The following is a 21343-nucleotide window of genomic DNA, read 5'->3' on the forward strand; positions in this document are numbered from 1 at the left end:
CCAAGCTGGCTAAAACAATGCTGGCCTTATGCCATAGCAGTGAGACATGATGAATGTCAGTTGTTTTTCAGATCGGCAAAAGCCTCAATCGCGTGTTTACGTGCGGGTTTGTAATCAATCACCGGTGGCGGGTAACCGAGTTTGGCACGTTGTTCGTCGCTGGGATCATGAATCTGTTTATTACTCAGATCTTTTAGTTCCGGTACAAAGCGACGGATAAATTCGCCTTCCGGATCAAACCGTTCTGATTGGCGTGTGGGATTAAACACCCGGAAGTAGGGTGCCGCATCACAGCCGGTCGATGCACTCCATTGCCAGCCGCCGTTATTGGCCGCAAACTCACCATCGATGAGATGTTGCATAAAAAACTGTTCGCCGCGGCGCCAGTCGATTAATAACAGCTTGCTGAGAAAACTGGCGGTAATCATTCTTAGCCGGTTATGCATCCAGCCGGTCTGCTTCAGCTGTCGCATGGCGGCATCGACAATCGGAAAACCGGTTTGTCCTTCACACCAGGCTTTAAAACCGTCTTCATTATCGGCCCAGACCACCTGATCGGTTTCCGGTTTGAAGGGCTTTTCCATGCTCAGCCGCGGGAAGTGCAGCAAGAGTTGCCGGTAAAAATCACGCCAGGCCAGTTCCTGCAGCCAGACATTGTCCTGCCAGTGCATTTTCTGGGCGCCGCAGTGATACTGGATCGCTGCCAGCAGCCGACGGGGGCCGATACGTCCCAGACTCAGGTAGGGCGACAATAAACTGGTGGCAGGTTCTGCCGGAAAATCACGCCGCTCGGAATAGGCTTTGAGTCTTTTCTGACAGAACTTATCCAGTTTCTCCCGAATCTTGTCTTCGGCTGCCGGCCAGATATCATCGCGATAATCGCCGGACCAGTCAGGCTGTTGCCAGTCGACATTGAGCTGCTTGCCCTGTTTTTCCGGCTCAGGATAGGGTGCACGCTGTGTGTCCTGGAGAATCTGCAGCCAGCGGCGATAGTAGGGGGTAAAGACTTTAAAGGGCTCATCCTGCTGGGTCAGCACCGGCAGGGCGACCAGTAGATCGGTTTCCAGTGCATGACAGGCAATACCCGCTTCAGCGAAAGTGTCCACCACTGCCTGATCCCGGCGCCGTTCATCCAGCGGCGTTTCCTGATTGAACCAGATGGCACTGAAAGCATGCTCCTGGCAGAAGTCACGCAGCAGGGTGGGAACATCCGCGAACATGTCCGTTTCCAGCAGATGCAGGGGGATGCCTTTGGCAGCCAGTTGTTGCTGAATATCTTTCACACTGTCGGCTTTGAGTCCCTGCTTGGCGGCAGCTTCATCATGTTGCAGCCACTGGCCGGGACAGGCCACAAATACGACCTCAATATCCCCCTGCTGCTGGGCGAGATAGAGCGCCGGATTATCATCCAGTCTCAAGTCATTTCTGAGCCAGACCAGTTGTGTTGTTGTCATCCCTGCTCCTCGTAGCCGGATTGATCCAGATGTTGATAAAGCCACTCGCTTCGATCGCGGATGGCCTGTTGTTCGTCATTGCCCTTGTTGTCCCAGTTCCTTACCTGCATGCCCAGCCGCGGATTGCGAGAGAGTAAGCCCCGATGTTTATCGATAAAAGACCAGTAAAGGGTGGTAAATGGGCAGGCCTTGTCTCCACTGGCCTGTTTGGGCTTGAAATGGCAGTGATCGCAGTAATTCGACATGCGTTTGATATAGGCGCCGCTGGCAATATAAGGTTTGGAACCGACGATGCCACCGTCGGCATACTGGCTCATGCCGATCGTGTTGGGGATCTCTACCCAGGCTACGGCATCGATATACATGCCAAGGTACCAGCGGTGAATCTGATCCGGTTTGACGCCCCACAGCAGAGAGAATAAACCGGTCACCATCAGTCTTTGAATATGATGGCCATAACCGAAAGTAAGCACTTGCGAAACAGATTCCCGCATACAGCGCATATCGGTCTCCGCATTCCAGTAAAAGCCGGGCAGATCATGGTCGCAATCAAGGGCGTTATAGCTCAGCCAGTCATCACGGTGGTACCAGTAAAGACCGCGGACATATTCTCGCCAGCCCAGAATCTGACGGATAAAGCCCTCGACGGCATTGAGTGGTGCCCTGTTATCCCGATAGGCTTGCTCAGCCGCCTCTATCACTTCCAGCGGATGCAGCAGTTTCAGGTTAAGACAGCCGGAGAGGCGGGCATGAAACAGAAATGGCTGCTCAGTCCACATCGCATCCTGGTAGTCACCAAATTGTGACAGCCGCTTGCTGATGAAGTCTTGCAACTGCTCCAGCGACTGTTCGCGCGTTACCGGCCAGTTGAATGTCTCAATCTCACCCGGCAAGTCCGGCAAGTATTGTTGAATATCCCTGATGACTGCCTGTGTCATCGCATCCGCTTTGAAATCGACAGGCTCAGGCACAGCGTCCGGGCCGCTTTTACCGAAGGTTTTGCGGTTGTCCTTATCAAAATTCCACTGGCCGCCTGCAGGCTCATTATTGTCATCCATCAGGATCTGCCGGTCCTGGCGCAGATAGCGATACCAGTGCTCCATTCTGGGTTGACGCCGATTCTGCATCCACTGTTTGAATTCGCCCGGGCGGCTGATGAAATGATTGTCTGCCAGCCATTCAATCTCAAGCTGGTGGCGCTGACAGCAGTCAGCCAGTTCATGCATGACATCGACATCACCCGGCAATACGCAGCGTACCTGACTGATTTGCTGCTGTTTCAGTGTGGCGGAGAGGGCCTCGGAGAAGTTTTGGTAGCCATCACTGAGGGTGCTGTATTGAAGCGACAAACCCTCGATCTCCAGCGATTGGGCGAAATGACGCATGGCTGACAGAAATAATACCGTGCGTTGTTTGTTGGAAGGTGTGTCGCTGGACGCGCTTATTACTTCTGCCATCCAGAACAGATCCTGATCTTTCTTGCTATCCTGAAACAGCAGACTGTCACGGTTCAGTTGATCGCCGAGAATCAGGTTGAGACGATAAGCCATTAAAAGTTGGCCAGCACCAGTGACAGGGCAGCAATCAGACTGAGCTGACCGCGCAGCATCAGAAATTCATGTTCTATAAACCGCCGGAGCAGGAACCACTCATACAACCATAAAGCCACAAACGACAGTGCCGCCAGCCAGAACCAGTTATAAGCCGGGGTCAGCAACCATAGCCAGGCCCAAAGCATGGCGCTGACCGAGACCAGGGCGACATGTGCCGGCAACGTTTCTTTCATGCTGAGCGTCCACAACATGCCGCCCAGAAAACTGAAAATGAGCGCGGCATAGTCAATCAGGAAAATCTCGGCATGGCGGTTATCGAACAGGCTGCCAATGGCCAGTATCACAAAGGGAATCAGGCCGGCATAACCCAGATAGCGATGCGACGTTTTCATCAGACAAGCTCCGTTTGATCCATAGAAAAGGGTTTAATCACCAGACGCTGGTGCTTTTGCCGGTCCGGATTGAGTAGAAACCGCACCAGAATTTTGTAGCTGTCGCGGTCAAAATAGGCCGGATTCTGCTGGTTTTTGTTGAGCAACTGCTGACAGTCGGCTTCATCTTTGACCTGGCCCAGATAACGCCATTGATCAACCAGGTGATAATGAACCGCGTCCCAGTCTTCATGCAGCGGGTGCTCCTCGATGATGACCGGACCGGGCCAGGGCCACTGTTGATTTTTCAGACTATCCAGCGCCAGTCGCAGACGCAGGTTATAGCTGGCAGCGCTTTCTTTACCGCAACAGGCACCTTTGCATTTTTTGAGCTGAAATCCGAAGCAGGCGCCTTTTTGACGCTTTTCCAGCCCGCACAGTTTCTGGCACAACTGATGCGTTTGTATCAGTTCCAGCATGGTGTTCTGTGCCTGTTTCCGGCTACGAAACAGGCCATAACGACGGGTGATATCCTCAATCGCCGTCATATCAGTTGCCACCACTTCGGTTGTTAACAAACCTTCAGTATCTTCCGCCAGAGAAATCTGATACAGGGTTTTGCTTCTGGTTTGGCGGCGGTTAAAGCGAGGTGAATAAAGTTTGATTTCGGTGTTTTCCAGCAACTGGGCACCAAAATCTGAAGGCGTCTGTACAAATTCGATATGGTGCAGGGATTTGCTGATATCAAGTTCTTTCGAATTCTGATGATCCTGGCTGAAGTGGCTCAAAACCCGCTCGCGGATATTGACCGATTTGCCGATATACAGCGGCACACCTTCTGCATCAAGAAAGCGATAAATACCGGGCAGATCGGGCAGGGCATCAATCTGTTCCTGGCTGATATGGCTGGGGAGGCTCGGGCGTTTCAGCAACTGTTTGCAGACAGACTCGATCTTATCCGGCGGAAAGGTATCGCTGATATGTTGAAAAAACGCCAGAATGACTTCGGTATCAGCCATCGCCCGGTGCCGATCATCGATCTCAATACCCAGTCTTTCAATAATGCGGTCCAGACCGTGATAACGGTGCTCGGGAAATAATTTACGGCTCAGCCTGACCGAGCACAGCGTTTTACTACTGAACTGGTAACCGCAGCGCTGAAATGACTGTTTGAGAAAACTGTAATCGAAACGGGCGTTGTGGGCGACGATAACCCGGTCCTGCAGACGCTCAAACAGGGCCGGTGCAATATCCTCGAATCGCGGCGCATCCTCGACCATCGGATTGCTGATGCCGGTCAGGCGGGTAATCCAGGGCGGAATAGCAACACCGGGATTAATCAGGGTCTGCCAGCGATCCACCACCACGCCATCGTCGACCTGGATCAAGGCAAGTTCGGTCATGCGGTCACGACTGGCGCGGCCGCCAGTGGTCTCGCAGTCGAGCAGCAGCATGCGTGATGGGAATGCGGATAAATCAGCCATCGGACTCAATGCGCCTGCCTGCGGCAACGTTCAGAGCAATATTTGACCTGGTCCCAGTCCCTGCGCCATTTCTTGCGCCAGTTGAAAGGGCGCTCACACACAGGGCAGATTTTGTTTGGCAGATGTGGTTTGTGGTGGACCATGTCACGGTACGAAAAACAGAGAGGTTAATCTCGCTTTCGGTCCGTGAAAACGATGTGAATCTAGACCGTCTCTGGCAGCTTTATCATATGCTCACGGTAATGCTGCAGTTCGCGGATGGAGTCCTTGATATCATCCATCGCCAGATGCGAAGCGTTTTTCTTGAAGGATTTTTCCACTTTTGGTGCCCAGCGCCGAGCCAGTTCCTTAAAGCTGCTCACATCCAGGTTGCGGTAATGAAAAAAGGCTTCCAGTTCCGGCATGCAGCGCGCCAGAAAGCGACGATCCTGACAGATACTGTTACCACACATCGGTGACACGCCAGCCGGGACATATTGGCGTAAAAATTCCAGTGTCTTGGCTTCTGCGATGGCTTCGCTGATGGTGCTCTCGCGCACGCGCTCGGTGAGACCGGATTTGCCGTGCTGGCGGGTATTCCACTCATCCATTCCATCCAAAACCGAATCCGGTTGGTGTATGGCAAAGACAGGACCTTCTCCCAGTACGTTAAGTTCGCTGTCAGTGACGACAGTGGCAATTTCGATAATATAGTCAGTATTGGTGTTGAGACCGGTCATCTCCAGGTCAATCCAGATCAGGTTGTTTTTACTTTTGGCCATGGTCTCCGTCTTTATCGTTGATGAATGGGATGAACTAACTTGCCAGAGATTGTATCAAAGGCTACTCTTCATGACATTTTTATATGGGAAAACTTGGGCTTAGCGTATGAACGAATTCAGTTGGATATTTTTGGCTGCGGTATTGCTGATGACAGCGGTGGAAATCTGGTTGTCATTCAGACAGGGGCGTTATGTTGCCGCTCATCGCGACGAAGTGCCCACTGCATTCAAAGACCAGATCAGCCTGTCGGCGCATCAGAAAGCCGCTGATTACACGGTCGCCAAAGGCAAGTTCAAGCGCAGTGAAACCCTGTACAGCATGGTGATCCTGTTGCTCTGGACCCTGGGTGGTGGACTGGCAGTCCTTTATGGTGCCTGGTCTCAACTGGAGATGGGGCCGATGCTGGGCGGTATCCTCTTTTTCCTCAGTTTTCTGTTGATTGGCTCGCTGCTGGAACTGCCTTATTCCTATTACAAAACCTTTATTCTGGAAGATAAATTCGGCTTCAACCGCCAGACGCCGGGTCTGTTTTTCTCCGACTTCATCAAGCAGACTGTTCTGATGCTGGTGGTCGGTGGCCTGTTGATCTGGGTCGCTTTGTGGATGATGAACAGCGCCGGTGATTACTGGTGGCTCTACCTGTGGGCAGCCTGGATGGGCTTTGCGGTATTTATGATGTGGGCTTATCCAGCCTTCATCGCGCCACTGTTTAACAAGTTCACGCCCTTGGAAGATGAACAACTGCAGCAGCGGGTGGAAAATCTGCTGAGTCGCTGTGGCTTTAAAAGTCAGGGCATTTTTGTGATGGACGGTTCCCGCCGCAGTGGTCATGGTAATGCCTACTTCACCGGTATGGGTAATAACAAACGCATCGTCTTTTTCGACACCCTGCTCAATACGCTGAATGAAGATCAGATCGAAGCGGTGCTCGCCCATGAACTGGGTCACTTCAGTCGCAAACATGTGGTGAAAAACATGTTTGTGATGGCCGGTTTGAGCCTGTTGGGCCTGGCCCTGCTGGGCTGGGCGTCCGGTCAGACATGGTTCTTTGAGGGGCTGGGTGCCAATACCGAATCCAATGCCATGGCCCTGGCGTTGTTTATGCTGGTGATACCGGTATTCCTGTTCTTCCTGCATCCACTGATGACAGCCTTGTCACGTAAGTATGAATACGAGGCCGACGATTACGCAGCGTCTGTGGCCAATGCCGATGATCTGATTGCGGCGCTGGTGGCGCTCTATAAAGAAAACGCCAGTACGCTGACGCCGGATCCGCTGGTATCGGCGGTGTATGACTCGCATCCACCGGCGGCATTGCGTATCGCCCATCTGCAATCGGGGACGGCTTAATATGCGTCTAGTGCTGATATCACTGGCTTTCATTTTCAGCGGCAGTGCTACGGCGCAGAATGGCAAAGCACTGCATGACGCTGCCTGTATGGAGTGTCATGCCTCACTGGGCGGTGGTGACCCCTACCAGTTGTACCAAAGAGAGGATCGCAAAGTTCGCTCACTGCAGGATTTGCAATCGCGGTTGCAGTTTTGTATACGGGCAGCCGATGTGAACTGGAATAAAGACCAGCAAAAGGCAGTGGTGGATTACCTTAACAGTCGCTTCTATCGCTTTTAGGCGAAGTTGATGCAGTTGCGGCCGTCGGCCTTTGATTGATATAAAGCCCGGTCGGCACGCTCGATCAAGTCCCTGGGCGTATCGCCGGGCTGTAAGTGGGTGATGCCGACTGAGACAGTGACCTGACCAATGGACTCTTCGCTGCCTTTTTTCTTGAGTCGGCTGGCAGCAAACTTTTCACGGATTTTTTCCGCCATCAGGAAGGTTTCTTCCAGGCTGCTGTGCAGGAAAATCATCGCCATTTCCTCACCGCCAAAACGGGCAGCAATATGCATATCATCCCGGTGGGCGTTGAGAATAGAGGCAAAATACTGCAGTACTTTGTCTCCCAGAAGATGACCGAAATTATCATTGAGCCGTTTGAAATGGTCGATATCGAACAGGGCCAGTGAGAAGGTCATATCCCGGTCCTGACACAGGTGTGTCAACTCGCGGTTGAATGTGCCCCGGTTGAGCAATCCGGTCAGGCCATCGGTGCGGGCAGACTGCTTGACCGCTTCCAATTCTTCGCGCAGTTTCATGATTTCCTGGGACGAGCGACTCAGTTCGCTTTTAAGTTCATGACTGCTCTGGGTCAGTTGCTGAGTGTTACTGAGAATCTGCGTCACCAGGCCCTTGAGTTCCTGGATATCATTGCAGCTCTCCAACATTGATTGGCTCTGGCTGAGGCCCGAGCTGCAGGATGTGGCGGTGGCTTCGACCCGGTTGATGTTCTGTAAAGTGTTATCCACCACCAGTTTCAGACCGTTGTTGGTCAGGCTGAGCCGCTCAGGCATGCCCATCAACACGTATTTTTCATAGAGATATTGGGTGACATCGGCGGTAATGGGCTGATTTTTACTGAGCCGGGTATCAATCGCATTCACCAGCTCGGCATTATCACCGGCGACATATTCATACCAGACTGCGTAATTGACGGGGTTAACCGGGGTTTTGTGTTGATTGACGAGGGGGAGTGTACGCCGAAGGTTCTCTGATGCCTGCTGAAATTCATGATCATAGACCGGGGGGAACGACGTTACTTTGCTCACGCGTGGCTCTCAATGTGAATTAACCTTACATGAGCTAGGAGAATTACCTAAATTGTCAGGAATATCAAGTCTGTTTTGCTTTTCTGGCGCGTATTGCCAGTAACAATGCAAGCAGGGTGGTGACGATCGGAATTGTCTGCATCATGATTTGGCTGGTGATTGCGGCCAACGCGGCGAGTAAGGTCAGCATCAGAAAACTGATCATGACGATGTTCTGCACCCAGTTATTCCCTGCCAGAATAGTACCCAGCTGATTCGCAGGGGCGTGCCACTGTATCAGTGCATTAAGCGGGATGATAAACAGACCGCCGAAAAAGCCGAAGCTGAGGATGGCCAGAGCAAATAGCATGGTCGAGCTGAGCAATGGCACCACAAATAACACCAGGCACATGCCGATGGCGCCCGCTGGAATCAGCCCTGTTTTGATGTGACCTTTGCGACCTGCCCCTGCCAGCAATGAACCGATAATGATGCCGACACCGGAGCAGGCCAACAGCCCCTGAATAACAATCGTGTTGTCTTCGGCAAGCACCATTTTGGCAAATGCCGGAAATGTTGCCAGAAAAGTCTGCGAGATCCCCCAGAACATCGACAAGCCCAGAATGGCGTACCAGATCACCGGGTTATGCAGAAGTCGCTGCAGGTTCTCCCGCAGAATGTGCCCCTGCCGGTAGCGCTGCCAGTCAAAGCGTGGTTGAGTTGAAGTCGTCCCGGTCAAGGGCAGGCGACAGGCCAGAATAAACTCGACCACACTGAGCGAGACCAGCAGCCAGCCTATCGGAGCGATATGACGAATGAGTTCGGCTTCATTCTGATATTCGTGACCGTCGAGCCGGGTTTCAAAAAGGATGGTAAAGACAAAAATCCCACTCAGAATTGCCACAATCGTGGTGGCCTGAATAAAACCATTCGCGGGAGCCAGTCGTTCATTACCGGCCAATTCACGGATATAGCCATACTTTGCAGGCGAGTAGAGTGCGCTTTGTGCCGCCAGCACCAGAGTCAGCAGAAATGCAAACAGAAACCAACCCTGATAATAGGCCAGGGTTATCAGCAGGGTAATTAAAATTGCCGCAAAAGCGGTGGCCCGCATCAAATATGGTTTGGCAAAACGGTCTGACAAGTAGCCGGCCGGGGTGAATAACAGGATGAAGGGGAGCAGAATTAATGCATTGATGATGGCCGTCAGCCCGACCTGGGTGGCATCATCATACATTTTGAAAATCGTATTCTGAATCAGAATCTTATGACCCAGATCGACCATCGCATTGATAAAGGCGACAGCCAGAAAACTGATAAAACCGGGCAGGCCGGCGGTTTCCAGCAGATTGGATTTTTTCACTGAATGGTCTTCAGGCTTTAGTCATCTTTGAGTCGGACTGCCAGTACATCACAATGGGCGTGATGTAATATCGCATTGGCGGTGGATCCCAGCAGCATTTTTATGCCACGGCGTCCATGGGAGCCGACAACGATCAAATCGGCCTGATTTTCATCAGCCATTCGCACAATATCATGACCGGGACTGCCGCACTCCACCCATTGCTGGCTATCGGGGATACCCATCTCGTCTGCCAGTTTGGCAAGTTGTTTTTTGCCTGATTCCAGCAGGGCTTCACGCATGTCGATATCAACGCTGATCATCGGCTCGTAAGCAAAATCCGTGAGCGGAAAATCTTCCACAACATGACAGATGCTGAGTTTGGCATTATTGCGTTCCGCCAACGCCAGTGCTTTATTGCAGACTTCGTCAGTGTGGCTGGAAAAATCCACGGCAATCAGAATGTGCTGGTAGTCAGAATCCATGTGCGCTCCTACTAACAAAAAAGGGCGGTGAGCCCGCCCTTTGATTGTATGACTTTAGTCGCTGTCGAGAAAGCGTTCGGCATCCAATGCCGCCATACAGCCTGCCCCGGCAGAAGTGATCGCTTGACGGTAGATTGGGTCTGATACGTCACCGGCAGCAAATACGCCGGGGATACTGGTCTCGGTACCTTTTTTCAGAATGATGTAATCATGCTCCATTTCCAGCTGTCCTTTGAACATGCCGGTGTTAGGCTGGTGACCAATGGCGATGAAGACGCCCTGCAGATCGATTTCCCGGGTTTTATTATCTTTGGTGCTTTTCACCCGCATACCGGTGACACCGGCATCATCGCCCAATACTTCGTCCAGCACGTGATCCCAGAGGATCTCGACATTACCTTCTTCCGCACGCTTGAGCAGTTTGTTACTGAGAATTTTCTCGGAGCGGAAGGAATCACGGCGGTGAACCACGGTCACCTTGGAAGCAATGTTAGACAGGTACAAGGCCTCTTCCACCGCCGTATTGCCCCCACCGATAACAGCAACTGGCTGGCCTTTGTAGAAGAAACCGTCACAGGTAGCACAGGCAGACACACCGCGTCCCTTGAAGTTTTCTTCCGATTCCAGACCGAGGTATTTGGCCGAGGCGCCAGTGGCAATAATCAGCGCATCGCAGGTATATTCACCGGCATCGCCGATAAGACGAAATGGCCGTTGGCTGAGATCCGCGGTGTGGATGTGATCAAAGACAATCTCGGTGCCAAAACGCTCGGCATGACGCTGCATACGCTGCATTAATTCCGGCCCCTGAACCCCCTCGTCATCGCCCGGCCAGTTATCAACATCGGTGGTGGTGGTCAGCTGTCCACCCTGCTCGATGCCGGTAATAAGGACCGGTTCCAGCGCCGCACGCGCAGCATACACGGCAGCAGTGTAGCCGGCGGGACCTGAGCCCAGAATCAGTAATCGACAGTGTTTGGCGTCTGCCATGAGAGTTGCCTCCGAAGGATGTTTATCAAGTAGCAGGTAGAGTAACCACTGCTGTGAGTTTGGACAAGCATCTTAGTTCAAAAGCTGTGTTAAAATCAGACGTTAATTTATTGGCTGAGTTGGAAATATCACCGTGGCACAAGCGACAAGAGTCAATGACAAACAGAAACATAATGAAGCGAGTGGCGCAGTCGGCTTCCGCCTGCGCGAAGCGGCACTGATCCTCGCCGTGGCGCTCGCCGCTTATCTGTTGCTGTCATTATGGAGCTATGAGCCCACCGATCCGGGCTGGTCGACGACCGGTGCTGATGATTTGATCGCCAACAGTGGCGGTATCGTCGGTGCCTGGCTTGCTGATGCGCTTTTGTATGGCTTTGGATTCCCGGCTTATCTGTTTCCTTTTATGGTTGGCTTTTCCGGCTGGCTATTGTTCAGCTGGGGTAAACGTGCGGATAGTGAAGATGCCCTGCATTTCTGGATCTTGAAAATGACCGGCTTGCTGATGGCTCTGGCTGCTGCCAGTGGGCTGTCTTCGCTGAGTTTGACCCAATATGCGCAATTGATGCCTATGGGGGCCGGCGGCGTGCTGGGAGAAGTCGTCGGTCATGGTTTTGAGTCAGTCTTCGGTGCTTCCGGGACCAGCCTGTTACTGCTGGCGGTGTTGCTCACCGGTGTGACTTTATTCACCGGTTTATCCTGGTTGATGGTGGTCGACAAATTGGGCAGTGTCGCGATGATTGCGTTTCTGCATATCAGCCGTTGGTTGCGTGAAATGAAGGACGATCTGCAGGCGCGACGTACCCGTCAGCAACGTGAAGAAACCTTCCGCGAACAGAAAGAAAAGCTCCAGCACAAAGCCAAGGTACGGATTGAGCCGGTGCTGGAGAAAAAAGAGCCCAGTAAACGCGAAGAGAAAGAAAAACAGGTGCCGCTGTTTGAAACACCGGATGCGCCGGGTATGCCGGCTCTGGCCCTACTGGATATGCCCAAGGCAAGCCAGAGTGCCTACAGTGAAGAAGTTTTGCAGGCGCTGTCTCGTCAGGTTGAACTCAAACTGAAAGACTTCGGCGTCGAGGTGCAGGTAGTGGAAGTCCAGCCCGGGCCGGTGGTGACCCGCTTTGAGCTACAGCCGGCACCCGGTATCAAGGTCAGCCGGATCAGTGGCCTGGCAAAAGACCTGGCCCGTGCGCTGTCAGTCAGCAGTGTCCGTATTGTGGAAGTCATTCCCGGCAAACCGGTGGTGGGGCTGGAAATCCCCAATGAAACCCGTGAAATCGTGCGTCTGCGGGAAATCCTTGCCTGTGACGACTATGAGAACAGCAAATCCCTGCTGGAACTGGCTTTAGGTAAAGACATTGCCGGCCGGCCGACGGTAGCCAACCTGGAAAAAATGCCGCACCTGCTGGTGGCCGGCACCACCGGTTCCGGTAAGTCGGTGGCGGTCAACGCGATGATCCTGAGTATCCTTTACAAGGCGACCCCGGAACAGGTGCGCATGATCATGGTCGATCCGAAGATGCTGGAATTGTCGGTATATGAAGACATTCCGCACTTGTTGGCGCCGGTGGTGACCGATATGAAAGAAGCCGCCAACGCGCTGCGCTGGTGTGTAGCAGAAATGGAGAGGCGCTACCCGCTGATGGCCGCTTTGGGGGTCAGGAACATTGCCGGCTACAACAAAAAAGTCCGCGATGCGATTGAACGTGGTGAACCTATTAAAGACCCGACTATCGATGTCGAACCGGGTGAAGTCGCCCCCACCCTGGAGCCTTTGCCCTTTATCGTTGTTGTGATCGACGAGCTGGCCGATATGATGATGGTGGTCGGCAAACAGGTCGAGGAATTGATTGCAAGACTGGCACAGAAAGCTCGTGCTTCCGGGATTCACCTGATCCTGGCGACCCAGCGTCCTTCGGTGGATGTCATCACCGGTCTGATCAAGGCCAATATCCCGACCCGGATTGCTTTCCAGGTCTCATCCCGTATCGACTCGCGTACCATTCTGGATCAGATGGGGGCTGAACAACTGCTGGGGCAGGGTGACATGTTGTATCTACCTCCCGGCAGTGGTCTGCCGGAACGGGTACATGGCGCTTTTGTCGATGACCATGAAGTTCACGCCGTGGTCGAGCATCTGAAGAAAATGGCGGCGCCCAATTACCTGGAAGAAATCACCCAGGATCCGGCCGGCGATGACGGTGAGGGTGGTTTGGGCGACCCCAGCGACGCCGAGTCCGACCCACTCTATGATCAGGCTGTTCAGATTGTGACCGAGAGTCGCCGTGCCTCGGTGTCCGGTATTCAGCGTCGGCTTAAGATCGGCTACAACCGGGCAGCCAGAATCGTGGAAGCGATGGAAGCCGCCGGTGTGGTCTCCGCGATGCAGGGCAACGGCAGCCGCGAAGTATTGGCGCCGCCACCTCGCGATTAATCATAACGGAACCCCACCGTTATCCCGCAGTCTGCTCAATTAACACAGGACAATGGAGTCAGTGCATGACCTTGATTAAATCTTCAGCCCTGCTGCTGAGCCTTTTCTTTTCCTCCGTCGCTACCGCTGCCGATGACGCGACCCAGAAGCTGCAGCAGTTCGTCGATAATGTGCAGACATTCTCAGCCCATTTCGAACAGATGGTAATCGACACCGAGGGCAATCTGCTGGAAGAGGCGGAAGGTGAATTTAAGCTGGAACGGCCGGGCAAATTTCGTTGGGATTACCAGCAGCCCTACCCACAGGAAATCGTTGCTGATGGCGAACGAATCTGGTTTTATGATGTGGACCTGGAACAGGTCACCGTCAAATCACAGCAGGAAGCTCTGGCAGATACCCCGGCCACACTGCTATCCGGTGAGGTCGTGCCAGCCGACAAATATCATATTCAGAACCTGCCTTCCGATGACGGCCGGCTCTGGGTCGAACTGACACCGAAAGAATCTGATTCCAATTTCCAGGCGGTGACGCTGGTTTTTGATGGTGACACACTGGCACAGATGATCATGCGTGACAGTTTTGATCAGCGTACCCGTCTTGTCTTCAGTGAGGTCGAAGAGAATCCGACATTCGAGAAGAATTTATTCAGCTTCACGCCACCGGCCGGGGTGGATGTCGTCGGTGACAGCCAATAAAAAGAGTCAGCCTGATACGTGAGTTTATTTGATCAAATTGAGGCCGATCCGGCCAGCCGTCCGCTGGCAGACCGGATGCGCCCCAAAACCCTCGATGAATATATCGGCCAGACCCACTTGCTGGGGGCTGGTAAGCCGTTGAGGCAGGCCATTGCTTCCGGTCATCCGCACTCGATGATCTTCTGGGGGCCGCCCGGTACGGGTAAAACGACACTGGCCAAACTGATTGCCGGTTACTGCGATGCCGAGTTTATGACCATCTCCGCAGTATTGGCCGGGGTCAAAGAGGTCCGAGCTGCCGTCGCCCGTGCCCAGCAACTGCAACAGGAGCAGGGGCGTCGTACCATGCTGTTTGTGGATGAGGTGCACCGCTTCAACAAATCACAGCAGGATGCGTTTCTGCCCTATGTTGAGGACGGGACATTTACCTTTATTGGTGCCACCACCGAAAACCCCTCATTTGAGCTTAATAACGCCCTGTTATCGCGTGCCCGGGTCTATGTGCTGAAATCGCTGGAAGCAGGCGATTTACGGCAGATCATCGACCGGGCCATGGCGGATGATGAACTGGGCCTTGCAGGCAGGGGAATCCAAATCTCTGAGGCTTTACGGGATCAACTGGCACAGACGGCAGATGGCGACGGTCGCCGGGTGCTGAACCTGCTGGAAATCGCGGTCGATCTCGCCGACAGCAAAGGTCAGACCGAAGTCGATGAAAACGATCTGGCGGAAGTGCTGTCCGGGACTATTCGCCGTTTCGATAAAGGCGGCGAAGCCTTTTATGACCAGATATCGGCATTGCATAAATGTGTGCGCGGCTCTGCGCCGGATGCGGCTTTGTACTGGTTGTGTCGGATGATCGACGGCGGCTGTGATCCAGTCTATCTGATGCGGCGGATTGTGCGAATGGCAGCCGAAGATATCGGTAATGCCGATCCCCGCGGCTTGCGAATTGCACTGGATGCCTGGGAGAGTTTCGACAAACTGGGCAGCCCGGAAGGCGAACTGGCGATTGCCCAGGCCGTGGTTTATCTGGCCTGCGCGCCCAAGAGTAATGCAGTTTATGTGGCTTACAAAGCGGCGATGAACGATGCCAAAACCCATGGCAGCGCTGAAGTGCCGGTCCATCTGCGCAATGCACCCACCAAGCTGATGAAAGAACTGGGCTATGGTAAGGAATATCGCTATGCCCATGATGAACCGGAAGCCTATGCGGCGGGCGAGCAGTACTTTCCGGATTCAATGCGGGATCGGAGCTACTACGAGCCGGTCAATCGCGGTCTGGAAATCAAAATTGCTGAAAAACTGGCGCGGCTTCGTGATCTCGACAAGCAATATAAAGGCTGAGCTCAGCGCGTCGGGTAAATATCAAAACGGGTATTTTTGCTCTGTACACTGGCTGCCGGTTTCTTTTCACCGACAAATTCGGCGCCTTTGGGGCGCTTCACCACCACTCGTTTACCGGCTTTTTCCCGGGCAATGGCCAGCAATTCACCACTGTCGATATCGGCACCGACCAGTTGATGCAATAACTGCATTTCCTTTTTGACCAGGGCGGATTTGTCGCGGCCGGGATACATCGGGTCCAGGTAAATCACATCAGCCTGCAGTTTTCCTTCAGCCAGTAATGCAATGGCATTGCCCTGGTAAAGCTTCATACAGGCTGCAATCTCAGCAATGGCCGCGTCATCCGCTGCACGTATTAAGGCATCCTCAATCAGCAGGCTCATGATCCTGTTCTGCTCGATCATGGTGACTTCACACCCCAGACTTGCCAGCACAAAGGCATCACGGGCAAAGCCGGCAGTGGCATCAATGACGCTGGGTGATTGCCCTTGTTTCAGGCCGACGGCCCGGGCCAGCGGTTGACCACGGCCACCACCGAATTTGCGACGGTGATCATACTTGCCGCTGCTGAAGTCAATCGAGAAAGCCTGTTTAAACTCGGGTACCTTGAGTGCCAGACCTTGCTCGCTCAGCCAGAGCTGGGTGGCCTCGGGCTGAAGCGCTGTGAGAGACAAAGCCAAGCGATTAGCCAGTGCCTGTGCACGGCCAATTGCCTGGTCATCCAGCGCAACGATAGAAACCGCGCTGTCAGTCAAGTGTGGTGATAAACTCGCCAAATGCGCGGCTGCCGGTGGCGGTTTTGAGCGTTTTGAGCGGCTTTTCGGTCAGCGCATCAATGATTGACACGGTGCCATTGCCCCAGTTGGCGACATAGATGACACTGCCATCGGCCGAGGTGTCGATGCCTTCTGGTGTGTCTTCAACGGCGACCGTATTGATGACCTGATGGGTGTCGACATCGATAATCGACACCGTACTGTCATCCTGATTGGTGACATACAGTTTTTTGCCATCGGGACTGACCACGGCGCAGTAGGGCCATTCACCGACCGGAATAGTGATCACAACTTCCGCAGTGTCAGTATCAATCACGGTGACATCACTGCTTTGCACATTCACGGTATAGATAAAGCGGCCATCAGGAGTCATTGCCATGCCAAAGGGGGACTCGCCGACGTCCACACTTCTCACCACCTGAGCCGCTTCCAGATCAATAAAGGCCACGGCATTATCATCACGGTTGGCAACATAAAGCCGCTGCTTGTTCTCATCCAGCATCATACCCGCCGGCGACTGACCGACTGTGATGGTCTGATTGATCTCACCGGCTTCTGGATCAAGCACACTGATCAGATTGTCATACCAGTCAGCGACATAGACCTTTTCACCACGGCTGTCCGCCACAATGCCTACCGGACCAGCGCCGACCTCAATCTGACGGATTTCTTTCAGGGTTTCCAGATCGATCACAGACACGCTGCGGCTATCGGGGTTACTGATAAAAGCCCGTTTAGCATCAGGACTGACTGCGACCCCGGCTGGGGCGTCACCGACCACGATCTCCTTGACGACTTCACCGGCATTGACATCAATCACACTGACGTTGTCTGCCAATTGGTTGGTAATCAGTGCGTACTGCTTGTCTTCACCTAAACAGCCCGTCAGTGTCAGCACCAGCGCCATAAAAAAGGCGACCCGAAATCGGGTCGCCTTGATAATTGGCTGATTCAGCGAGAACAGCATTATTTTTCCAGAATGGCTTTCAGGTTGTTCAGACCCGCTGTCGCGACACCTTCGATCGCATTTACAGCGTCTTTGTCACTTTGGCCTTCCGGTACCGGTGGGTTAGCCAGGAATGCACGGTAGAACTTGGCTTTCCAGGTCACTTCAGAACCGCCGTCTTTAGGTTTTACAGTCAACCAGGCTTTGTAGTTGTTGACCGGCAGGGTGTAGTAAGGAGTTTCCTGGCTGTTGAATGTGATGGTTTTGACAACACTCATGTCTTCAATGGTGTAAATCATCATCATTTTTTCGTTGTCGATTTTATCCAGTTCTTCGGTGATAGTCGGATTGCCTTCCGCTTTCAGAGTCAGAACACGGATGTTGTCTTCTTTCATTTCAGTGCTGGCGACAGCAGGGTGCCAGTTATGCAGACCGCTGAAGTCACTGACGACTTCCCAGACTTTTTCAGGGGCAGCGTTAATGAAAACAGTTTCCTTGACCTGTTGACGGGTCGGGCCGTGGGCCACTGCCAGCATGGGAACGATCATCATGGCAGTTGCAAAGAATTGTAAAAACTTCTTCATTATATCTCTCCGGTTTATTATGAATGCGTAAAGGAAGTTAGCACAGAAAGTCTGAACGTAATCTGAACAGAAGCCAATGTGAATTATTCCTCTAAGACCAAAAAATGGTGCACACACTCTAGCGGATAAGGCGGTTTTTTTCCATAAGCCAATTTGACTTAGTGTGGCTTATTCACCAAAATTAACGACCTTTCATTCACGACTGATTAAGCTGGAGAACCCCGTGCCACTGATAAAGATCAGGGACTTGCACTTTTATCGTGGTAACCGTGCCATTTTTGAAGGCGTCAACATTGATATTGAGCGCGGCAAAGTCACGGCTATCATGGGCCCGAGCGGCACTGGCAAGACCACCTTACTCAAATTAATTGGTGGCCAGCTTCGTCCTGACAAGGGCACGATTGAAGTCGACGGGCAGAATGTGCACAAACTTTCCCGCTCCGAACTCTACGAATTGCGTAAACGCATGGGCATGCTGTTTCAGAGTGGTGCTTTGCTCACCGACCTCACTGTTTACGATAACGTGGCTTTCCCTCTCCGGGAACACACCGATTTGCCCGAATCAATGATCCGTGATCTGGTGCTGATGAAACTGCAGGCGGTGGGGCTGAGAAATGCCCGGAACCTGCAACCAGCCGAATTATCGGGGGGGATGGCGCGCCGTGTGGCCCTGGCCCGTGCGGTGGCGTTGGAACCGATGATGATCATGTACGACGAACCTTTCACCGGGCAGGACCCCATCTCGATGGGCACGCTGGTGAACCTGATTCACCGTATGAATGATGCCATGGGCCTGACCAGTATTGTGGTCTCTCACGATGTGGCAGAAACAGCGGAAATTGCTGACTACATCTATCTATTGTCTGCCGGCAAGATTATCGAACATGGCTCACCGGTTCAGCTGCGACGCTCCGGCTCTCAGTGGGTTCAGCAGTTTATGCAGGGCCTGCCGGACGGGCCGGTACCATTCCACTACATGGGACCGGAGTATGAAGAAGACTTACTCAAGCCAGAGGAACATGCATGATTAACCTGATTCGCAGTCTCGGCCGCTGGGGACTGGGCACCTTTGAACGGCTAGGACGGGGGCACCTGTTCCTGATGCATATTCTGGCCGGTGTGCCGGGCCTGTTTCTGCGGTTTTCCCTGGTTCTCCAGCAAATCTATTCGGTCGGTGTGTTGTCGCTGCTGATTATCCTGATTTCGGGCTTATTTGTGGGGATGGTGTTAGGCCTGCAGGGGTATAATACGCTGGTGGATTTCGGTGCCGAGGAATCTCTCGGTGTACTGGTCTCTTTGTCTCTGGTGCGTGAGCTGGGGCCTGTCGTCAGCGCGCTGCTGTTTGCCGGTCGTGCTGGTTCGGCATTAACCGCTGAAATCGGCCTGATGAAAAGTACGGAACAGCTATCAGGTATGGAAATGATGGCTGTAGATCCTATCCGCCGGATTATCGCGCCACGTTTCATGGCCGGTCTGATTTCCATGCCTTTGCTGGCTGCGATCTTCAGCGCGGTCGGCATTATCGGTGCCTTCCTGGTTGGCCATGGTCTGCTTGGTGTTGATGACGGCGCTTTCTGGTCGCAGATGCAGGCCAAAACTGATTTTTATGATGACATCATGAACGGCGTCATCAAAAGTGTTGTATTCGGGTTTGTTGTAACCTGGATAGCTTTGTTTGAAGGGCATGATGCCGCACCGACCTCAGAAGGGGTCGGAAGAGCAACGACGCGCACAGTCGTGCACTCTGCGTTCGCGATTCTGGGGCTGGACTTTGTGCTGACTGCGTTGATGTTTGGAGATGAATAGTAATGATGCAGAATAAGAGTACCGAAATTATCGTCGGAATGTTTGTCGCCGTGGGTATTGCTGCCCTGTTCATGCTGGCGATGAAAGTCAGCAATCTGGGTGACTTCACCGATGAGGCCGGCTACCAGGTCACTGCGGAATTCGAGAATATCGGTGGCCTCAAGGTTCGGGCGCCTGTCACTATGGCCGGGGTCCGTGTCGGACGCGTCGCGTCTATCAGTCTGGATCCAATGACTTACAATGCCGAAGTCACCATCAACATGTATTCACAGTTCGATAACATTCCCTATGACACGTCTGCCAGTATTTACACGGCGGGTCTGTTAGGTGAACAGTACATTGGCCTTGTTGCCGGTGCTGAAGAAGAATTTTTACAAGACGGGGATGTCATAGACCTGACTCAGCCAGCCCTGGTGCTTGAACAGGTCATTGGGCAGTTCCTCTACAGCAAAGCGGAAGGTGACGAATAATGACCACGATGCATAAAACATTGATACAGCCGTTGCTGATGCTGGCAGCCTTCATGCTGGCGTTCAGTCCGTTGACAAGCTCGGCCGAAGAAATGCCGGAGCCCCAGGCTCTGGTGAAAAAAGCCTCGGATGATATGCTCAAAGCGCTTAAGGATAACGAAGCAGCGCTGGAAGCCAACCCTGAAAAAATTTACGAGTTGGTTGAAGACATCCTGATGCCGCATTTCGATTTCGAGAAAATGTCGAAACTGGCGCTGGGTAAAAACTGGCGTTCTGCCAATGCGGAACAACGTGAGCGCTTTGTCGAAGAGTTCCGTCTGTTGCTGATCAGAACCTATTCCACCGCCATGCTGGAATACACGGACGAAGAAATCAACATGCTGCCGTTCCGTGATGATTTGAGCCGCAAGCGTGTGACCGTGCCGATGGAAGTGGTACAGAAAGGCGGACCGTCTATCGGTATGTCATTGTCCCTCTACCAGAACAAGCAGGATGCCTGGAAAGTGTATGACGTCAAAATCGATGGCATCAGCCTGGTAACTAACTACCGCTCCAGTTTTGCCAACGAAATCCGCAGCGGCGGTATGGAACAACTGATTCAGGATCTGGCTGAGCGCAACAAAAAAGTCAAAGCATGAGCGACTTATTCAACATCAGCTTTGATGCTGACAGCCAGATTTTTAATGTCAGCGGTGAACTGACTCTGGATACCGCCAAGGCAGTCTTGTCGGAGTCGACGAACCTGTTTGACAGTGCGGCCAGAATCGACATCGATCTCACCAATGTAACCCGTGCCGACAGCGCGGGTTTGGCATTATTGATAGCCTGGATGCGCCAGGCGCGGCAGGGAAGCAAACCGATTGAATTCCAGCACGTGCCATCACAGATGATGGCAATCGCCAAGGCCAGTGGCCTTGACGAAATCTTACCCGTTAAATAGCCAAATCGAATTGATAATCTGATATGAAAGCTTCTGAAATAAAAGCCCTGATCGAAGCCGGGCTGCCTGATGCCGATGTTGAAGTGAAAGGTGATGACGGCCAGCATTTTGATGCCGTAGTGATCAGCCCTTCCTTTGCCGGCAAGAGCCTGATACAACAGCACAAGATGGTCAAAGCGACTTTAGGTGACCGTTTTACCAGTGGTGAACTGCACGCGCTGGGCCTCAAAACTTCCGCCCCCCGTTAAGCTGACGCGAGCCTGAAAT

Annotated in this window: 24 protein-coding genes; 11 read left to right on the forward strand and 13 right to left on the reverse strand. The window is 52.9% G+C overall.

The window, feature by feature from the left end:
- Positions 1-56 precede the first annotated feature (56 nt).
- From phrB to orn, 6 genes are read right to left on the reverse strand one after another with little or no spacing between them, the layout of a single operon-like run.
- Positions 57-1454, reverse strand: coding sequence for a deoxyribodipyrimidine photo-lyase (gene phrB, locus OMQ46_RS13825; protein WP_266237766.1), 1398 nt, complete (start codon positions 1452-1454; stop codon positions 57-59).
- Positions 1451-3004, reverse strand: a complete 1554-nt coding sequence (locus OMQ46_RS13830) for a cryptochrome/photolyase family protein (RefSeq protein ID WP_266237768.1) — start codon at positions 3002-3004, stop codon at positions 1451-1453. The genes phrB and OMQ46_RS13830 overlap by 4 nt, the downstream gene beginning before the upstream one ends.
- Positions 3004-3399, reverse strand: a complete 396-nt coding sequence (locus tag OMQ46_RS13835; RefSeq protein WP_266237770.1) for a DUF3429 domain-containing protein — start codon at positions 3397-3399, stop codon at positions 3004-3006. The genes OMQ46_RS13830 and OMQ46_RS13835 overlap by 1 nt, the downstream gene beginning before the upstream one ends.
- Positions 3399-4862: an exonuclease domain-containing protein gene (locus OMQ46_RS13840; protein WP_266237772.1), complete on the reverse strand. Its 1464-nt coding sequence runs from the start codon at positions 4860-4862 to the stop codon at positions 3399-3401. The genes OMQ46_RS13835 and OMQ46_RS13840 overlap by 1 nt, the downstream gene beginning before the upstream one ends.
- Before the next feature lie 5 nt (positions 4863-4867).
- Entirely contained in the window at positions 4868-5005 is a 138-nt protein-coding gene (locus tag OMQ46_RS13845; protein WP_266237774.1) for a DUF2256 domain-containing protein, read from the reverse strand.
- 60 nt (positions 5006-5065) lie between these two features.
- Positions 5066-5623, reverse strand: coding sequence for an oligoribonuclease (gene orn / locus OMQ46_RS13850; RefSeq protein ID WP_266237776.1), 558 nt, complete (start codon positions 5621-5623; stop codon positions 5066-5068).
- A gap of 106 nt (positions 5624-5729) precedes the next feature.
- Here orn and OMQ46_RS13855 point away from each other — a divergent pair, with 106 nt between their 5' ends.
- Together OMQ46_RS13855 and OMQ46_RS13860 are read left to right on the forward strand one after the other, a co-directional pair.
- Positions 5730-6974: a M48 family metallopeptidase gene (locus OMQ46_RS13855; protein ID WP_266237778.1), complete on the forward strand. Its 1245-nt coding sequence runs from the start codon at positions 5730-5732 to the stop codon at positions 6972-6974.
- Between the two features lies 1 nt (position 6975).
- On the forward strand, positions 6976-7254 hold the full coding sequence (locus tag OMQ46_RS13860) for a hypothetical protein (RefSeq protein WP_266237780.1): 279 nt from the start codon (positions 6976-6978) through the stop codon (positions 7252-7254).
- On the opposite strand, the gene OMQ46_RS13865 is transcribed toward OMQ46_RS13860, so the two are convergent.
- From OMQ46_RS13865 to trxB, 4 genes are all read right to left on the reverse strand, one after another.
- Positions 7251-8285 (reverse strand): GGDEF domain-containing protein, encoded by a 1035-nt coding sequence (locus OMQ46_RS13865; protein ID WP_266237782.1) that lies wholly within the window; start codon positions 8283-8285, stop codon positions 7251-7253. The genes OMQ46_RS13860 and OMQ46_RS13865 overlap by 4 nt on opposite strands.
- A gap of 64 nt (positions 8286-8349) precedes the next feature.
- Positions 8350-9627, reverse strand: coding sequence for an MFS transporter (locus OMQ46_RS13870; protein WP_266237785.1), 1278 nt, complete (start codon positions 9625-9627; stop codon positions 8350-8352).
- A 17-nt stretch (positions 9628-9644) separates the two neighbouring features.
- Positions 9645-10091 carry a universal stress protein gene (locus tag OMQ46_RS13875; RefSeq protein WP_266237787.1) on the reverse strand — a complete coding sequence of 149 codons (447 nt, stop codon included), beginning with the start codon at positions 10089-10091 and terminating at the stop codon, positions 9645-9647.
- A gap of 54 nt (positions 10092-10145) precedes the next feature.
- On the reverse strand, positions 10146-11081 hold the full coding sequence (trxB, locus tag OMQ46_RS13880; protein ID WP_266237789.1) for a thioredoxin-disulfide reductase: 936 nt from the start codon (positions 11079-11081) through the stop codon (positions 10146-10148).
- Between the two features lie 133 nt (positions 11082-11214).
- Here trxB and OMQ46_RS13885 point away from each other — a divergent pair, with 133 nt between their 5' ends.
- From OMQ46_RS13885 to OMQ46_RS13895, 3 genes are all read left to right on the forward strand, one after another.
- On the forward strand, positions 11215-13512 hold the full coding sequence (locus OMQ46_RS13885; protein WP_266237792.1) for a DNA translocase FtsK: 2298 nt from the start codon (positions 11215-11217) through the stop codon (positions 13510-13512).
- Between the two features lie 65 nt (positions 13513-13577).
- Positions 13578-14207 carry an outer membrane lipoprotein chaperone LolA gene (gene lolA, locus OMQ46_RS13890; RefSeq protein WP_266237794.1) on the forward strand — a complete coding sequence of 210 codons (630 nt, stop codon included), beginning with the start codon at positions 13578-13580 and terminating at the stop codon, positions 14205-14207.
- Positions 14208-14225: 18 nt separating this feature from the next.
- Entirely contained in the window at positions 14226-15554 is a 1329-nt protein-coding gene (locus OMQ46_RS13895; protein WP_323135164.1) for a replication-associated recombination protein A, read from the forward strand.
- Between the two features lie 2 nt (positions 15555-15556).
- Here OMQ46_RS13895 and OMQ46_RS13900 read toward each other — a convergent pair whose 3' ends face one another.
- From OMQ46_RS13900 to OMQ46_RS13910, 3 genes are read right to left on the reverse strand one after another with little or no spacing between them, the layout of a single operon-like run.
- Positions 15557-16330 (reverse strand): class I SAM-dependent methyltransferase, encoded by a 774-nt coding sequence (locus OMQ46_RS13900; RefSeq protein ID WP_266237796.1) that lies wholly within the window; start codon positions 16328-16330, stop codon positions 15557-15559.
- Positions 16302-17297 (reverse strand): cytochrome D1 domain-containing protein, encoded by a 996-nt coding sequence (locus tag OMQ46_RS13905; RefSeq protein ID WP_266237799.1) that lies wholly within the window; start codon positions 17295-17297, stop codon positions 16302-16304. The genes OMQ46_RS13900 and OMQ46_RS13905 overlap by 29 nt, the downstream gene beginning before the upstream one ends.
- Entirely contained in the window at positions 17297-17860 is a 564-nt protein-coding gene (locus OMQ46_RS13910) for an SRPBCC family protein (RefSeq protein ID WP_266237801.1), read from the reverse strand. Before OMQ46_RS13910 ends, OMQ46_RS13905 begins: the two co-directional genes overlap by 1 nt.
- A gap of 223 nt (positions 17861-18083) precedes the next feature.
- On the opposite strand from OMQ46_RS13910, the gene OMQ46_RS13915 reads away from it, so the two are divergent.
- From OMQ46_RS13915 to OMQ46_RS13940, 6 genes are read left to right on the forward strand one after another with little or no spacing between them, the layout of a single operon-like run.
- Positions 18084-18887, forward strand: a complete 804-nt coding sequence (locus tag OMQ46_RS13915; RefSeq protein WP_266237803.1) for an ABC transporter ATP-binding protein — start codon at positions 18084-18086, stop codon at positions 18885-18887.
- Positions 18884-19666 (forward strand): lipid asymmetry maintenance ABC transporter permease subunit MlaE, encoded by a 783-nt coding sequence (gene mlaE / locus OMQ46_RS13920; RefSeq protein WP_266237805.1) that lies wholly within the window; start codon positions 18884-18886, stop codon positions 19664-19666. Before OMQ46_RS13915 ends, mlaE begins: the two co-directional genes overlap by 4 nt.
- Before the next feature lie 2 nt (positions 19667-19668).
- Positions 19669-20136 carry an outer membrane lipid asymmetry maintenance protein MlaD gene (gene mlaD / locus OMQ46_RS13925; protein ID WP_266237808.1) on the forward strand — a complete coding sequence of 156 codons (468 nt, stop codon included), beginning with the start codon at positions 19669-19671 and terminating at the stop codon, positions 20134-20136.
- Complete coding sequence (locus OMQ46_RS13930; protein ID WP_266237809.1) at positions 20136-20774, forward strand: MlaC/ttg2D family ABC transporter substrate-binding protein; 639 nt, start codon at positions 20136-20138, stop codon at positions 20772-20774. Before mlaD ends, OMQ46_RS13930 begins: the two co-directional genes overlap by 1 nt.
- Positions 20771-21076 (forward strand): STAS domain-containing protein, encoded by a 306-nt coding sequence (locus OMQ46_RS13935; RefSeq protein ID WP_266237812.1) that lies wholly within the window; start codon positions 20771-20773, stop codon positions 21074-21076. The genes OMQ46_RS13930 and OMQ46_RS13935 overlap by 4 nt, the downstream gene beginning before the upstream one ends.
- A 23-nt stretch (positions 21077-21099) precedes the next feature.
- Positions 21100-21324 (forward strand): BolA family protein, encoded by a 225-nt coding sequence (locus OMQ46_RS13940; protein ID WP_266237814.1) that lies wholly within the window; start codon positions 21100-21102, stop codon positions 21322-21324.
- Positions 21325-21343: the final 19 nt, after the last annotated feature.

Source organism: Methylophaga sp. OBS1, assembly GCF_026319365.1.

What these genes read in the sequence shown, in the direction of transcription:
- phrB (WP_266237766.1), bottom strand. Translation starts at nt 1,454, where the DNA reads ATGACAACAACACAACTGGTCTGGCTCAGAAATGACTTGAGACTGGAT.
- OMQ46_RS13830 (WP_266237768.1), bottom strand. Translation starts at nt 3,004, where the DNA reads ATGGCTTATCGTCTCAACCTGATTCTCGGCGATCAACTGAACCGTGAC.
- OMQ46_RS13835 (WP_266237770.1), bottom strand. Translation starts at nt 3,399, where the DNA reads ATGAAAACGTCGCATCGCTATCTGGGTTATGCCGGCCTGATTCCCTTT.
- OMQ46_RS13840 (WP_266237772.1), bottom strand. Translation starts at nt 4,862, where the DNA reads ATGGCTGATTTATCCGCATTCCCATCACGCATGCTGCTGCTCGACTGC.
- OMQ46_RS13845 (WP_266237774.1), bottom strand. Translation starts at nt 5,005, where the DNA reads ATGGTCCACCACAAACCACATCTGCCAAACAAAATCTGCCCTGTGTGT.
- orn (WP_266237776.1), bottom strand. Translation starts at nt 5,623, where the DNA reads ATGGCCAAAAGTAAAAACAACCTGATCTGGATTGACCTGGAGATGACC.
- OMQ46_RS13855 (WP_266237778.1), top strand. Translation starts at nt 5,730, where the DNA reads ATGAACGAATTCAGTTGGATATTTTTGGCTGCGGTATTGCTGATGACA.
- OMQ46_RS13860 (WP_266237780.1), top strand. Translation starts at nt 6,976, where the DNA reads ATGCGTCTAGTGCTGATATCACTGGCTTTCATTTTCAGCGGCAGTGCT.
- OMQ46_RS13875 (WP_266237787.1), bottom strand. Translation starts at nt 10,091, where the DNA reads ATGGATTCTGACTACCAGCACATTCTGATTGCCGTGGATTTTTCCAGC.
- trxB (WP_266237789.1), bottom strand. Translation starts at nt 11,081, where the DNA reads ATGGCAGACGCCAAACACTGTCGATTACTGATTCTGGGCTCAGGTCCC.
- lolA (WP_266237794.1), top strand. Translation starts at nt 13,578, where the DNA reads ATGACCTTGATTAAATCTTCAGCCCTGCTGCTGAGCCTTTTCTTTTCC.
- OMQ46_RS13905 (WP_266237799.1), bottom strand. Translation starts at nt 17,297, where the DNA reads ATGCTGTTCTCGCTGAATCAGCCAATTATCAAGGCGACCCGATTTCGG.
- OMQ46_RS13910 (WP_266237801.1), bottom strand. Translation starts at nt 17,860, where the DNA reads ATGAAGAAGTTTTTACAATTCTTTGCAACTGCCATGATGATCGTTCCC.
- mlaE (WP_266237805.1), top strand. Translation starts at nt 18,884, where the DNA reads ATGATTAACCTGATTCGCAGTCTCGGCCGCTGGGGACTGGGCACCTTT.
- mlaD (WP_266237808.1), top strand. Translation starts at nt 19,669, where the DNA reads ATGATGCAGAATAAGAGTACCGAAATTATCGTCGGAATGTTTGTCGCC.
- OMQ46_RS13930 (WP_266237809.1), top strand. Translation starts at nt 20,136, where the DNA reads ATGACCACGATGCATAAAACATTGATACAGCCGTTGCTGATGCTGGCA.
- OMQ46_RS13935 (WP_266237812.1), top strand. Translation starts at nt 20,771, where the DNA reads ATGAGCGACTTATTCAACATCAGCTTTGATGCTGACAGCCAGATTTTT.
- OMQ46_RS13940 (WP_266237814.1), top strand. Translation starts at nt 21,100, where the DNA reads ATGAAAGCTTCTGAAATAAAAGCCCTGATCGAAGCCGGGCTGCCTGAT.